This is a genomic window from Bradyrhizobium sp. LA2.1 (assembly GCF_040547725.1).
Classification (GTDB): Bacteria; Pseudomonadota; Alphaproteobacteria; order Rhizobiales; family Xanthobacteraceae; genus Bradyrhizobium; species Bradyrhizobium barranii.
The window spans coordinates 134,509-147,509 of record NZ_JBEPQI010000005.1; the positions used below are offsets into that span (position 1 = coordinate 134,509).

At 59.6% G+C, this 13,001-nt stretch carries 11 protein-coding genes and 1 pseudogene; 2 read left to right on the forward strand and 10 right to left on the reverse strand.

Annotation, left to right across the window (positions count from 1 at the left end):
• Positions 1 to 27 precede the first annotated feature (27 nt).
• Entirely contained in the window at positions 28 to 924 is an 897-nt protein-coding gene (locus tag ABIB95_RS11015) for a hypothetical protein (protein ID WP_346659162.1), read from the reverse strand.
• A gap of 114 nt (positions 925 to 1,038) precedes the next feature.
• On the opposite strand from ABIB95_RS11015, the gene ABIB95_RS11020 reads away from it, so the two are divergent.
• Together ABIB95_RS11020 and ABIB95_RS11025 are read left to right on the forward strand one after the other, a co-directional pair.
• Positions 1,039 to 1,878 carry a DUF1194 domain-containing protein gene (locus ABIB95_RS11020; protein ID WP_247304648.1) on the forward strand — a complete coding sequence of 280 codons (840 nt, stop codon included), beginning with the start codon at positions 1,039 to 1,041 and terminating at the stop codon, positions 1,876 to 1,878.
• A gap of 428 nt (positions 1,879 to 2,306) precedes the next feature.
• A complete protein-coding gene (locus tag ABIB95_RS11025; protein WP_167768162.1) occupies positions 2,307 to 2,483 on the forward strand; it encodes a hypothetical protein in 177 nt (58 codons plus the stop codon).
• 90 nt (positions 2,484 to 2,573) lie between these two features.
• On the opposite strand, the gene ABIB95_RS11030 is transcribed toward ABIB95_RS11025, so the two are convergent.
• The 9 genes and pseudogenes from ABIB95_RS11030 to ABIB95_RS11070 form a co-directional block, all read right to left on the reverse strand.
• The gene (locus tag ABIB95_RS11030; protein ID WP_247304646.1) at positions 2,574 to 3,287 is read right to left on the reverse strand and encodes a class II aldolase/adducin family protein; all 714 of its coding nucleotides are present in this window, start codon (positions 3,285 to 3,287) and stop codon (positions 2,574 to 2,576) included.
• Complete coding sequence (locus tag ABIB95_RS11035; RefSeq protein ID WP_354239282.1) at positions 3,284 to 4,699, reverse strand: carbohydrate kinase; 1,416 nt, start codon at positions 4,697 to 4,699, stop codon at positions 3,284 to 3,286. The genes ABIB95_RS11030 and ABIB95_RS11035 overlap by 4 nt, the downstream gene beginning before the upstream one ends.
• Positions 4,700 to 4,705: 6 nt before the next feature.
• Positions 4,706 to 5,713 carry an ABC transporter permease gene (locus ABIB95_RS11040; protein WP_028150070.1) on the reverse strand — a complete coding sequence of 336 codons (1,008 nt, stop codon included), beginning with the start codon at positions 5,711 to 5,713 and terminating at the stop codon, positions 4,706 to 4,708.
• Positions 5,710 to 6,714, reverse strand: coding sequence for an ABC transporter permease (locus ABIB95_RS11045; RefSeq protein WP_028150069.1), 1,005 nt, complete (start codon positions 6,712 to 6,714; stop codon positions 5,710 to 5,712). Before ABIB95_RS11045 ends, ABIB95_RS11040 begins: the two co-directional genes overlap by 4 nt.
• Positions 6,707 to 8,191, reverse strand: coding sequence for a sugar ABC transporter ATP-binding protein (locus tag ABIB95_RS11050; RefSeq protein ID WP_354239285.1), 1,485 nt, complete (start codon positions 8,189 to 8,191; stop codon positions 6,707 to 6,709). The genes ABIB95_RS11045 and ABIB95_RS11050 overlap by 8 nt, the downstream gene beginning before the upstream one ends.
• Positions 8,192 to 8,303: 112 nt before the next feature.
• Entirely contained in the window at positions 8,304 to 9,305 is a 1,002-nt protein-coding gene (locus tag ABIB95_RS11055) for an autoinducer 2 ABC transporter substrate-binding protein (RefSeq protein WP_354239287.1), read from the reverse strand.
• Positions 9,306 to 9,591: 286 nt separating this feature from the next.
• A pseudogene (locus ABIB95_RS11060) lies at positions 9,592 to 10,184 on the reverse strand (transposase); the annotation flags it as partial.
• 137 nt (positions 10,185 to 10,321) lie between these two features.
• The gene (locus ABIB95_RS11065) at positions 10,322 to 10,744 is read right to left on the reverse strand and encodes an SseB family protein (RefSeq protein WP_071909902.1); all 423 of its coding nucleotides are present in this window, start codon (positions 10,742 to 10,744) and stop codon (positions 10,322 to 10,324) included.
• A gap of 98 nt (positions 10,745 to 10,842) precedes the next feature.
• On the reverse strand, positions 10,843 to 12,720 hold the full coding sequence (locus ABIB95_RS11070) for a sigma-54-dependent Fis family transcriptional regulator (RefSeq protein ID WP_502917819.1): 1,878 nt from the start codon (positions 12,718 to 12,720) through the stop codon (positions 10,843 to 10,845).
• Positions 12,721 to 13,001: the final 281 nt, after the last annotated feature.

The window sequence follows — 13,001 nt, forward strand, 5'->3', positions numbered from 1 at the left end:
TGATCTTAGCGGACCGGAAAGTGCGTCTCAAGGCAGCGGCAGAGCCCGATTTCGTCCTTTATCGTGCCTTTTCGTACGGTTTTCCCGCAGACCTGCACTACGTTGACAACCGGAGAGCCGCTGCCCTGAGCCCGCGGTAACCGAATAACGCGATACCGAGAAAGCTGCACCGCGCTCACAGGGCGCAGAGTGTGTCCAGTGCCAGACGGTGGTCTCTTTCTTCTCGCGAGATTGCAAATGCGGAAGAGATTTTCGATAGCCATCACAGCGGGAAGGGCGCATTGCGGCGGAGTCGACCGTCATTCGCGCGCGCGCCGGGGCAGCCGTTACTTCATTGTGTCGATACTGTGCGCGGCCTGCATCGTTCAGTTCGCAACCAATCCAGCGCGGGCTCAATGCACGGCTCGCGATGTCTTGCAAAACCAGCTGAAGCTCAAGACGCGCCCCGCCGAAGTGTCCCAGCAACTCATTCAGTCCGGCCGCGATGTGGCGACATGGAAGACCATTACCATTGGTACCTTCGCTGATCCGCTTGGACTGCGCAATAAGCTGGACGGCATGGGCTGCGGTATCGGGGGGCAGGCCGCTGAAATACTTGCTCGACCGACATTCATCCTTGGCTCTCGCAAGACAGACGTGGAGCTTGTCCTCGTATCGCCAGCCCAGCTTGGATTCACGTCCGATACTGTGACCTTGGCTGATGTTTACGCGCGTGCTCGACAGCTCGGCTTCGAACTCGCGGCAGCCGAAGTCGGCCCGCAATTGCGCATCCAATATCTTGACCAGCCTATCGGTGAATTTCTCATCATCGGAATGGAGCCAATCAAGACGTGGAGTGGCGAGCCGATTGTTCTGAATGTAGCAAATGGCGGCGCCGGATTGATCCTCATCGGCCAGGACGGCAAAGCCGCCTCCGAAATACATGTGACATCTCGGTTCGTCTTTGCGCGCTCGCATCAATCCGCACCCGGCACTGGACCGATCGATCAGGCAGCGGCGTCTCTGCCACCATGAAGAGGAACCAGCAGCGAGGCCACCATGCTTCATCGTGTCTCCATCGCAGCGGCATTGATCGCCGGAGCGATCGCCGGAGGTGAAGTCGCCAACACGGCCGCCCTCAATTCGGGGTACCGAGTGGTTGCCGGCAGCGAGCAGCCATCGGTCGATGTCGAACTCGTTCTTGCTGTTGATGTCTCCTATTCAATGGATCCTGGCGAGCTTTTGCTTCAGCGCGAGGGTTACGCGGAGGCCATCGTTTCCAACGAATTTCTCCAGGCGCTCAAGGCCGGGCCGAACCGAAGGTTGGCCCTGGTCTATGTGGAATGGTCTGGACCGAACGATCAGAAAATCATCGTGCCGTGGAGATTGATCGACAGCCGCGAATCTGCAGCTGCGGTGGCGGCGGAAATCGCGAAAGCGCCGGTTCGCATGGGCTCACGCACCTCGATCTCTGGCGCGATAAATTTCGCATTGCCGCTGTTCGATGCGGATCCGTATCGTGGACTGCGGCGTGTGATCGACGTTTCCGGCGATGGCGTGAACAACGACGGAAGCCCAGTTACCATCGCACGTGATGCGGCGCTGGCAAGGGGCATTACCATCAACGGATTGCCGATCATGCTCGAAGGAAGGCTTCCGTCGCAAATGGACATCGACGACCTCGATCTCTATTACGAGGATTGTGTGATTGGCGGGTCAGGCTCGTTTATGGTGACGATCAGAAGCCGTGACGGGTTCAAGGAGGCGATCCGAACAAAGCTCGTGCTCGAGGTTGCCGGCGGCGTGCCCAGGGACCGGATCGTTTCGGTGACCGAAAGGGAGCCACGAATATCCTGCCTCATTGGTGAGGCAATATGGGCGAAACGAAGCCGGTGGTGAGCGCTTCGGTACCTTTTGGAAGGCGCACAGTTCGATCCGCGTTGAACGAGCGTAGTACGTCTGCTCATGGCCCTCAGCCGACATAATTGGCGTTATGGCTGACTTCCGCTTTACCGGAGATGTCCGACTTCATCATCAAATGCGGAAACCGCTTCCGTCGGCCGGAAAGGCAAGGATCGTGGATGCTGTCACCTCCCACTCATCAGTAGGCGAGCCCGCCTGACACCCTCGCGGGCTGTGCACGAACGAAAAGAGCACGTATCCGGTGTGGTCGTCGCGCTGGGGGTAGCGAAGCTCGCTCCGTGCTGTTGTATTGGCGCGGCAGCTTCGGGCCTGGTGACCCGGAACGGACCTCGTCAAGCGAACGCGGCCGTTGCAGACGATCTGTACAACGCGTACCGTCGCCGATGCCGATACAAGGAGCCCCAATGACTGATCGAGACAAGATTCTGATTGCCCTTGGCGAAAAGCCTCTGAAGGTTTTCGAAATCATGAAGCGCGTGAACATAAAGCATGAGGACGATTGCCAATCGCTCTTGTTGAAGATGCGTGACGACGGCGCCGTGAAGTTCGATATTCACAAGGGATATTGGCACGCTGTCTGACAATTTTCGCTTGATCACCAGCGGCTGGTAGAGTTGCTTGCAAGTTTCCTTAGCGAAGAGAAGACTAGCCGCGTTCAACGACACTCTGAGTCAATGTGGCGCCAGTTTCGACTGAGGCATGGCGCGTGGAACATCACCGACGTCGTCAAGATCGGGCGCCTGGCCGTAGCCCATGCGTTTCATCTGTTCGTGGACCTGTGCCATTTCGGTCTCGCTGAGGCGCGGAGGTTCGCCGATCGCCAGCGCGTGGACATACATCTTCGCCAGGGTCTCCACCTCCACGGCAAGCCAAAGCGCCTTTTCAAATGTCTGCGCCGTTACGATCAAGCCATGATGGCCGAGCAAGCAGGCATTTCGTCCTTCGAGCGCATTGACGGCATAATCCGACAGCGCTTGTGTGCCGAAGCAGGCATAAGGCGAACAACGGATATCGTTGCCACCGGCTACCGCGACCATGTAGTGGAAGCAGGGAATGCCACGCTCGTGCACGGCGAGAATGGTGCTGAAGGTGGAATGCGTATGAAGCACGACGTTTATGTCGGCCCGCGCTCGCAGAATATCGCGATGGAAACGCCATTCTGAAGAAGGGCGATGGTTGCCCTGGTAATTCGCGGCAAAATCCATCGCGACAATGTCTTCTGACCGCATGCGCTCGTAGGGCAAGCTTGTCGGTGTGATTAGCATGCCGTTTGGAATCCGGTGCGAAAGATTGCCGGAAGTCCCTTGGTTGAGACCGTTTCGGTTCATCTCCTTGCAGGTATCGACGATGCCCTGGCGGAGATCGGCATGATTGCGGTCTGTCATGATGGGTGCTCCGAAAAAGAAATCCAGGATTGATAGGCGGCGGAAAGGGTGCGTTTGCCCTCATCCTCGCCGAGCGGCGTGACAGCTTCAAGCACCACGCTCGAAACCGGAATCGTATGCGAAAATCTCCGCCACAGCAGCGCCGCGCCGAGCGCCGTTCCATCCCGAGATTGGCTCACCGAGACGCTCTGCGATGGCCGCAACGCGGCCAGAGCGCGCGCGAAGGGCAGGTTGGCGGCGAAGCCACCGTCGATGACGATGTGTTTCGAGCTGCCAAGCGCATCTAGACAGCGGTTTGCGCTGAATGCGGCGTAGAGGACTGCCAACCCCTGCCATTCGGCTGGCGTCTCGGGCCGCGGTCCGATAATGCGTCCGCGGTGAGCTGCACCGGGGAACAGTCCATCATCCCCAACGAAGGAGGGGAGTGCCAGGGTTCCAAGGGCCAGTAGACTCGGCAATGCGGTGAGGACGGCTGCATCAGAAGCGTCGTGGTCTCCGCTGATCAAGTCGTATTCGCGGCCTGTCGCGATCAGCGTGGAGGGTACGTTCTCACCGTCGACATCGATATTGAGCACCATGCCGCGTGTGGCGTCGAGCTTGTCTAGCGCGAGGCCGCGCTGAAAGCCGATCATCCAGGTGCCTGTTGATAGGATCGAGGTATCGGCCATGCCGGCGGCCTTGTAGCGGAACAGGTTGGCGTTGGAATCATGCACGCCGCAGAGGATTTCGGTCGAGCGCGCCAGGCCGGTACGCTTGGCTACGGCCTCCGAAACCCTCCCGAGCACCGCACCGGCGGATGCCCGCTCCGGCAGAAGACGGTCCCAGCCGCGCTTGCGCATCAGGGAGGAAGGCTGATGGTGGAAAAGGTCCCAGATATGGCTCTGAGCCGCGAGCTGTGAAATTTCACTTGCAGCACACCCGCCGAGCCGCAAGGCGAAATACTGCGCAGTCGTAAGATAGGTTTTCGCGCGGGCGAATTCGGCGGGATATGCGCTTTCCTGCCAGAGCAATTGCTTGCCAAGCCGCATCGCGCCGCTGATACCGCAAAACACTTCATCATAGGCAGGCGCAATCCTGGCGTAGGCCTGGTCGATCTCAGGCGGCGAGACCGCATCATAGTCCATCATCGGCAGCACTGGCTCGTCACCTTCGACAAGAACGGCGCCACACCCATGCGCGGTCGCGATCACCGCGCCGATGGTGTGGCGTTGCGTCACCACGGCCAAAGTGTCGAGGAACCACTCTTCCAGCCCGGCAAGATCATAGGCGAGGTATGGTCCTGCCGTAGTCGGCACATTCGGGATCGAAAGTGCTTCGAGCGGCCAGCCGTCCTCACTCGCGACCAGCAGTTTCAGATTCGTCTTGCCAATGTCGAGAACCGCGATCCGGGAAGAGGCTTCCGATCTTGTCATCGTTGTCTACCGGGGCGCTTTGCCGCCCAGATGAGGAACCGCGGCAACGGCAATCAGGATGCCACCCCAGATCGCCAGAGTGAGGAACTGGCTGAGATTGAGAAGGTTGAACGCCGAGGAGATCACCTGAAGGATTATCAGCGCAAGCAGCAATCCGCCGACTTTGCCAAAGCCGCCAAATGGATCGACGCCACCGAGCACTGCTGCAAGAATGGTGACGAGCAGATAGCTCTCGCCATATGCAGCGTTGGCTGAATTGAAACGTGCCAGCATGACGACCGCTGCGACACCGGCGAGCAGGCTCGAGAGGACATATAGCTTGAGCAGGACGGCGCGGGTATCGACGCCGGAGTAGCGGGTTGCCTTCTCGTTCGAGCCGATCATGTAAACCCTTGCCCCGAAGGGCGTTGCGTTTAGCATGAGCGCGACGGGCAACGCACAGAGCGCCAGCACGATCAGGGCAAAAGGCACCCCGAGAACCGTTCCATTGCCGATGAAAACAATGGGCTCCGGAAATCCGGAGATGACATTGCCGCGCGTCAGGCCGATCGCGAGTCCCTTGCAGAGTGTCATGGTGCCGAGCGTTGCGAGGATCGGCGAAACGCCGAGATAGGCGATGACAAATCCGTTGACAAGGCCGACCAGTGCCGCGACGGCAAACCCTGCCGCAATCGCCAGCACCTGTACGCCGGCCCAGGCAATGCCCTGAGTGCCCGGAATGTAGTGCGTCAGCAGGAAGGCAATGGTCAGTCCGGAGAGATTAGCGGTGGCGATGATGGAAAGGTTGAGGCCGCCAGATAACAAGGCCAGCATCATCGCAAGCGAAAGGATGCCGAGCTCCGGCATCTGGAAGGCCATCGATTGCAGCGTGTTGACGGAGAAAAACCGGTCGCCGATGGTAATGGCGAACACCAACCAGAGCGCGACCAACAACAGCATCAGGGTTGCGATCGTCCCGCTGCCGGCAAAACGGATCAGGCGTCCGCGAAGGGCGAGGGTGGACTCATTTCTCATGGCCGCGCGCTCCGGGTCCGCCGTTCTCGCTGCGACCAGGCTGTTGCCGAGACCGAGATCAGAATGACCAACCCGACAAAAAATGGCGACCAGTAGGACGAAACGCCCAGCAAAATGATTCCATTCTGCAGGATGGCGAGCAGTGCCAACCCCAGAAACGTGCCGAGAACGGTGCCGACGCCGCCCATCAGGCTGGCGCCGCCGAGCACGACGGCCGCAACCACATCGAGCTCCTTGCCCACCAGCACCGTCGGAGCGACGGACTGTGCAAGCTGCGCCTGGACCAGTGAGGCGATACCGGCCATGACCCCCATGTAGCAATAGACCAGCATGTTGAGGCCGAAGACATGGAAGCCAAGTCGCTGCGCGGCATCGGTATTGCCCCCCATGGCGTAGATCTGACGACCGATATTGCTACGATTGAGCAGGAGCCAGGTGAACAGAAATGAGAACCCGAGCGCGAGGATCTGCAGGTTGACGCCGTAGGACGTATCCTTGCCCCAATCGAACTCGAACCAGAATATCCCGGTCGCGAACCAGTCGGGTAACGAATAGATGTATTTACCGCCCGTGAAGAAAATCAGCAGCCCATAGAAAATGTTCAACGTTGCGACGGACACGATGATTGATGGTATCCGAAGCTTCTGGATGAAGATCGCGTTGAGGGCGCCGAGCGCACCGCCAATGCCGATCGCGATCGCAAAAACGCAGATCCAGTTCGCGCCGTATGCGTTCGCCACCGTAAGCGTGACATATTGCGCCACCGATGCCGTCGCCGTGAAGGAGATGTCGATTCCGCCGGCGATCAGCACCACGAGCAGCCCGAGGGCGAGGATGCCTACGAATGCGTAGGAGGTCAGCAGGTCGAACAGATTCTGCATGGTCAGGAACTGGCCGTTCGCCGCGCCCAGGCTGGCGCAGAGCACGAGGATCACGATCAACAGCCAGAACTCATGGCTGCGCCGAAACCTGCCAAATGAAGCAAACCGCGATTCAGGCATTGACTGCCTGCCGAAGCGCATCTTCGGAGGTGTCTGCGGCCATCACGTCAGCGGTCAAACGCCCTTCGCGCATCACCAGCACGCGATGGCTGTGATAAAGTACCTCGGGGATTTCGTCTGATATCATCAGCACTGCGACGCCCTCGCGGGCCAGCCGCCGGATGATCTCATAAATCCCATCCTTGGCGCGGATGTCGACACCGACCGTTGGGCTATCAAGGATAAGCACTCGTGGGTTGGTCGCCATCCATTTGGCGAGCACGATCCGCTGCTGATTGCCGCCGGAGAGCGTCTTGACCGCGTTGTTGGGATCAGACACCTTGATTCCGAGTTCGGCGACCCATCGCGCAACATGGCTTTGCCGCGCGCGTGCGCCAATCAGGCCGAACGCGCCGGCGAGACGTTCCAACACAGTCAGCGTGACGTTCGACGTGATCGACTGGTCAAGGATGAGGCCAAGTGTAAGCCTGTCTTCAGATACGTAGGCGATGCCTCGACGGATCGCGTCTGCATTCGTGTTCAGCGCGATGCGGTGGCCGTCAAGCGCCATGGTGCCTCGATCGGGTGGGTTCATGCCGAACAGCGACAGTGCGAGCTCGGTTCGGCCCGATCCAAGCAATCCGGTAAGCCCCACGACTTCTCCGGCGCGTAATTGCAAGCTCACATCGTCGTAGTCACCATCGCGGCCAAGGCCCTGGACTTCGAGAACAACGGCACCCACGGCAAGGTCGGGCACCTGTTTCTGATACTCGAAAGCCTTCCCGGTCATCAGGTGACTGAGTTTGCTGCCGTCGATGGTCGCTGCGGCAAAGGTGCCTACCTTGGCGCCGTCCCGCAACACCGTCACGCGTTCGGCAATCTCAAGCACCTCGTCGAGGCGATGGCTCACGAATACGACGCAGATACCGCTTCTTTTCAGGTCGCTGACGAGCTTGATCAAGGTGTTGACCTCGTGGCGGGTCAGCGACGCCGTCGGCTCATCCATGATGAGAAGTTTGGCATCCGCCGCCAAGGCCCGGCAGATCGCGACCAGCTGGCGTCCGGCAATGCTGAGTTCGGAGACTTTTGTTTCTGGATCGACCTCAACGCCGACCTTCGCCATTGTGGCCATGGCGATGGCCCGCATAGAGGACCAGTTCACCGTGTGGACGCCGCCAAGATGGTGCGCCATGGCGATGTTCTCGACGACGGTGAGGTTGGAGAATAGCGATAGATCCTGATAGATGACCTGAATGCCGCAATGGGTGGAGTAGACCGGGCTTAGTTTTGGGTACTCCTTGCCGGAAATGACGATCCGGCCTCCTGGTTCCGGCGCCTCGACGCCGGAAATGATCTTGATCAGCGTCGACTTGCCGGATCCGTTTTCGCCGACAAGGCAATGCACCTCTCCGACCTCCAGCGTCAGATCGACGTCGCGAAGCGCATGCACGCCGCCGAAACGCTTTGATATGCCGGACATCTCCAGGAAAGTCGTCAAGGCTTCGTCCTGTAATGGGACCGCTTGTCAAGCGATCGCCTCGACGCGGATCGCATTCCCGGCCGGAAAGCCGGGAATGCAGCGCGACGAGGCGGCTGGGACTGGTGTAGTTTTAGAGTCCTCCGGCGATCAGTCCGTCGATGGTTTCTTTGTTGATCCGCATGATCTTGTCGACCTTGATCTGCTTGCCGGCCACATCGACCGCAGCCTTGCCGAGGCCGGGAACATCGACGCCATCCGTGATTGGCTTGCCATCAAGCACGAGCTTGGCAACTGCAACCATGGCGTAACCTGCATCGGTGGGATTCCACAGGAAACCTTCGCGGATGGTATCATCCGCGATGAGCGATTTCGCCTGGCTCGGCAGCACCGTGCCGACCACGGCGATCTTCTTGCCAAGGCGTTGCTGACGCACCGCATTGCCGGCCCCGATCGGCCCATTCGAGCCGAAGCCGAGAATGCCGCGCAGGTTCGGATAGGCCTTGATCACGTCAAGCGTCGTGCGCTGGCTGGTATCGATCTCGTCGGCGCCGGGGAAACGGTCGGCGACGAGCTTCATTTTCGGGAAATTCTTCTGCTGATAGGCAATCGCGGCGTCGGCCCATTTGTTGTGAAGCGGCGTCGTCAACGTCCCGACATAAACCACGTAATCGCCTTCGCCGCCCATGTCCTTGGCGAGACGCTCCATCTGCACTTCACCGAAGCGAACGGAATCGATCAATTCGACATTCCAGTCACGGCCTTCTTGTTCGGGGCCCTCATGGGTGATGACTTTGATGCCGGCCGCCTGGGCGCGCTTGAGCACCGGCTCGCACACTTTGACGTCCAGCGGCACCAAGCCGATCACGTTGACCTTTTTGGCGATCAGGTCATCGAGCAGCTTTACCTGTTGTGCCGGATCGACGTTCGCCGGTCCAACCATGGTGGCATTGATGCTGAAGTCCTTGGCGCCCTTCTGGATTCCCTTTTCAAGAGCGTTGAACCACGGAATGCCGGCGATCTTCACGACCGTGACCATTTCCTTTTGAGCCTGCGCAAAAGCAAACCCCGGAAAACCGGCACCGGCGATCGCCGCCGCACCACCAAGCATTTTGATTGTCTGGCGTCTGTCCATTGTTCCCTCCCAGGAAGCTATTTTTAGCCTCTGCTCCTTTACCCGGCACTCGCCTGGCGGAGCAGTTGGCCTTATTCTTGATTGGCGGCGAAAATTTCGCCTCCAGCCTCAGGACTTGCCTGGGGATTAGAGACCAACGCTACGAGAGGTGTCAAGCAAGCGACATGTCAGCCAGCCCCGCCTGTGGCGATGTCCGGGCATGGCCGATTTTGTTGCAAAAGTCGGCTGTAACCGACGGAGGTCTTTCGGCCATTCGGTAAGGCCGACCGGCTTTGATCCGCCGACCCTAACGCGCGAGGCGCCTCAGATTTTGAGCGATTGCAGCAAGAACAAACTCGTCCTGGGCGCCCCGTGGGCCACGAAGCCGAAGCCGACCAAGCCTCAGGATACGCTTCAAATGCGCAAACCGCATCTCGATCTTCTTGCGCTGACGTCGCGACGTCTCGAATCCCTCGGTGCCAGCGAACGACCGGGCGACGTCCCGGGCGTGCTCATGTATGTTGCGCGGGATCTTGCGCGATGGTTCCTTTTGGACAGCACTGCGGTTTAAACGGGCATGCGTCGCAGTCGAGCTTGCTCGCACGATACAAAAGCGTTTTGCCCCCGTGGACGGTGCCGCTCGTCCCGAGCCGCTTTCCGGCCGGGGCAGTGGTAGACGTCGCTGGTCGGATCATATCGAAAGTCGCTGCGCGAGAACGTACCGTCATCTCGCTTCGACTTGTCGAACACGGGGATATGTGGTGCGATGCCCTTCGCCTCGACCAGCATCGGAGCAGCCCCGTAAGCGGTATCCCCGGCAAGCCGCTCCGGCTTGAGACCAAAGCGCTCCTCTGTTCATTCGATCATTGTCTTCGCCGCTCCGACCTCGGCCTGGCGAATTCCCATCCGTCCGGCTCGCCACGAGCCTTTGCGGGCACACTTCAGGAAATCAGGCAGATGGTCTAGTGAACTGATGTCGCTGCGCCGTTTTCGAAATAATTCCGCTTGGCCGACAGCATCTGGCAGGAAGTCTGCGCCTATCGCGCGGACTTAATCGGCATGTCAAAGATCTCGCCACTCATGAGGAGAGCGATCTCGGCGGCGGGCAGCGGCTTCTGACATTCGGACAACGGATTGAGCCAGAAATTAGAGTCAGGCAACATTTCGAACAGATTGCGCGCGGCGGCGCCAAGGCACACCTCAGGCTGCTTTATATAGTCGTAGATGCGCTTCTTTGAGGTGAAGGTCGGGTGCCATTTCATGTTCTGGAAGTCGACCGTTGCAACGTTGATCTCCTCCTGAAATTTGAGCGAGCGACGGCGTCCAGGTTTCATCGGTGCTTCCGGCGTCAGAATGTAGATCTCCGTCTCGAGCAACGCGCGATAGAATGCTGGAACGATGCTGGCGTCCCTTGCGGCAGCCTGCATCAGGGCTTCGAGACCGTTTTCCGGTTCAAACATGGCGACACTCCCAATTGAACCCGACGAGGGGTTGGACTTCAGCGCCTCCAGTTACAGCCGGATCGCGCTGTCGCCGCAGAGCCTTCGCCACGATTGTGCTAATCCTTGTTGCCGCGCAGGGCACGATAGATCGTATTGCGCGACACGCCCAGGCGGCGCGCGGTCTTGCTGATGTTGTTGCCCGTTTCCGCATACGCGGTCAGCACATGCGAGCGCTGAATCTCATGCAGATTGGCCTTGAGCCCACCACCCACCGCCTTGCCGGTCAAGCGCTCGCCGCCTGAATGTGCAAGTACGGACTCGACCGATGTCTCGTCGATCAGATCTCCCGGCTCGGCCAGCGACAATCGGGAAAGCACGTTGCGCAGTTCGCGGATGTTTCCATCCCAATCGAGTTCGGCCAAACGATCGATCGCCCCTGCGGTCAAATCCATCAAGGGATCGATCTTGTGGATCAAATAGCGCGCGATCTCGGCGAAATCGGAACGCTCGCGCAAAGGCGGTAACGTCACCTCCAGCGTGTTGAGACGAAACAGCAAATCGGATCGGAATCGGCCCTTCGCAATCGAGTCGTCGAGGTTGGCATTGGTGGCAGACACCAGGAGAACGTCGACCTGACGTTTGGTGCCACCGACCGGCCGGACAGTCCAATCGTCCAGAAAGCGCAGCAGCACGGCCTGCAACGTCACCGGCATGTCGCCGATCTCGTCGAGGAAGAGCGTTCCGCCGTCCGCTTCCTTGAACAGTCCCGCAGCCCCGCCCTTTTTTGCTCCCGTGAAAGCGCCTTCGGCATAGCCGAACAGCTCCGCCTCGATCAGGCTGTCAGGGAGCGCTGCGCAATTCACCGGGACGAAAGCGCCGGCCCGTCCACTGGCGGTATGAGCATGGCGGGCGAGTTGCTCCTTGCCGGTGCCGGTTTCGCCACGGATCAGGATCGGCATCTTGCGGACCGCCGCGACTCCCACCCGTTGGACAATGGAAGCGATCGCCGGATCGGCGGAGACGAACTGGGTGGGGACGTCCTTGGGCGTCGACAGCCGAGGCCGCGAGATGGCTTGCATCATCGAGAACTGGCGCGCGTTCTCGATTGTTGCGACGAACTGGCTACCGACCTCGTCCTCGAGGCGCTGGCGTTCCTTGCGCCGGCCTTCATCGACAAAGGCGTTGAATTTCGTACGAAAGACGTCGGCGAAGCGACGACCCGGCAAGGCTGGCAGGCCATGCAGCAGGACGCTTGCGGCCCTGTTGGCTGCAAGGATCCTGCCCTCGTTGTCGACGGCCAGTAGGCCCGCGCTCAACGTATGCAGATATTCGCCGCGGCTATGGAAAGCGATCAGGATGTTTCCGCGGTGATGTTCGCGGAACAGACCATTCTCGATCTGGGTTGCCGCCATCGCGACGAGCGCCTGGGTATGCGCCTGCCTCGACATGCAATCCGATGACGCATCCAGTATTCCGGCCAGTTCGCCATCGGGCGCGAAGATTGGCGCCGCGATGCAAGTAAGATTGTGGTAGCGCGAGAAAAAGTGCTCGCCCCCGTGAACGACGATGGCCCGCTTGAGATACGCGGCGGTGCCGAGGCCGTTGGTGCCGCAAATGGCTTCAGTCCAGATAGTGCCGGGCCGAATGCTCGCTGCGTTCGAGGCATCACTGAAGCTCGAGTCCGAGATGATGTCGAGCAGCAGGCCGTTGGCATTTGCAAAGGCGATCATGAAATTGGAGCCGGCAATCTGCTGATGCAGCGTGTGCATCTCCGCGAGCGCCAGGCCGCGAATCAGTGAGCAGCGCTGCTGCTCCTGGCGCAAAACGGCGGTGCTCACGAACTCGGGCGAAGGAGGGCGCAATGTATCGAGACCAAGCGAAACGCAGCGCATCCAGCTGTCGTAGATATCGGCCGATAGCAGCTCTGCCGGCGGCGCGCCGCGCTGATCGAGCGTCATCCAAGCATTGTCCATGCGTCGGCTGGCGGTCAGCATCATAGCTCCTCCGGGAGTCGCTGCTTGGCGATTTCCTCTTGGTCGTAGCCCGGTTCGGGTCGTTCTCGCGTGTGGCGCGGTTCTCACGATCATAGATCAAACAATCAAAAATCCAAATTTCTGCTCACCCGCTGTTGCTGCCGTCGAACTGTTCCGTCTCGGAACAGTCGCGCGCAAAGTCTGCTCCGAGGCGGATCGGCGCGAGCACTCCCGAGATCGCAAGAACAATAGAAAGATCAGGCCGTTGTGCGCTTGGCACAGCCCTTGCTCAACTGTTCAGC

What these genes read in the sequence shown, in the direction of transcription:
- ABIB95_RS11025 (WP_167768162.1), top strand. Translation starts at nt 2,307, where the DNA reads ATGACTGATCGAGACAAGATTCTGATTGCCCTTGGCGAAAAGCCTCTG.
- ABIB95_RS11015 (WP_346659162.1), bottom strand. Translation starts at nt 924, where the DNA reads ATGTATTTCGGAGGCGGCTTTGCCGTCCTGGCCGATGAGGATCAATCC.
- ABIB95_RS11030 (WP_247304646.1), bottom strand. Translation starts at nt 3,287, where the DNA reads ATGACAGACCGCAATCATGCCGATCTCCGCCAGGGCATCGTCGATACC.
- ABIB95_RS11040 (WP_028150070.1), bottom strand. Translation starts at nt 5,713, where the DNA reads ATGAGAAATGAGTCCACCCTCGCCCTTCGCGGACGCCTGATCCGTTTT.
- ABIB95_RS11035 (WP_354239282.1), bottom strand. Translation starts at nt 4,699, where the DNA reads ATGACAAGATCGGAAGCCTCTTCCCGGATCGCGGTTCTCGACATTGGC.
- ABIB95_RS11055 (WP_354239287.1), bottom strand. Translation starts at nt 9,305, where the DNA reads ATGGACAGACGCCAGACAATCAAAATGCTTGGTGGTGCGGCGGCGATC.
- ABIB95_RS11065 (WP_071909902.1), bottom strand. Translation starts at nt 10,744, where the DNA reads ATGTTTGAACCGGAAAACGGTCTCGAAGCCCTGATGCAGGCTGCCGCA.
- ABIB95_RS11045 (WP_028150069.1), bottom strand. Translation starts at nt 6,714, where the DNA reads ATGCCTGAATCGCGGTTTGCTTCATTTGGCAGGTTTCGGCGCAGCCAT.
- ABIB95_RS11020 (WP_247304648.1), top strand. Translation starts at nt 1,039, where the DNA reads ATGCTTCATCGTGTCTCCATCGCAGCGGCATTGATCGCCGGAGCGATC.
- ABIB95_RS11070 (WP_502917819.1), bottom strand. Translation starts at nt 12,720, where the DNA reads ATGCTGACCGCCAGCCGACGCATGGACAATGCTTGGATGACGCTCGAT.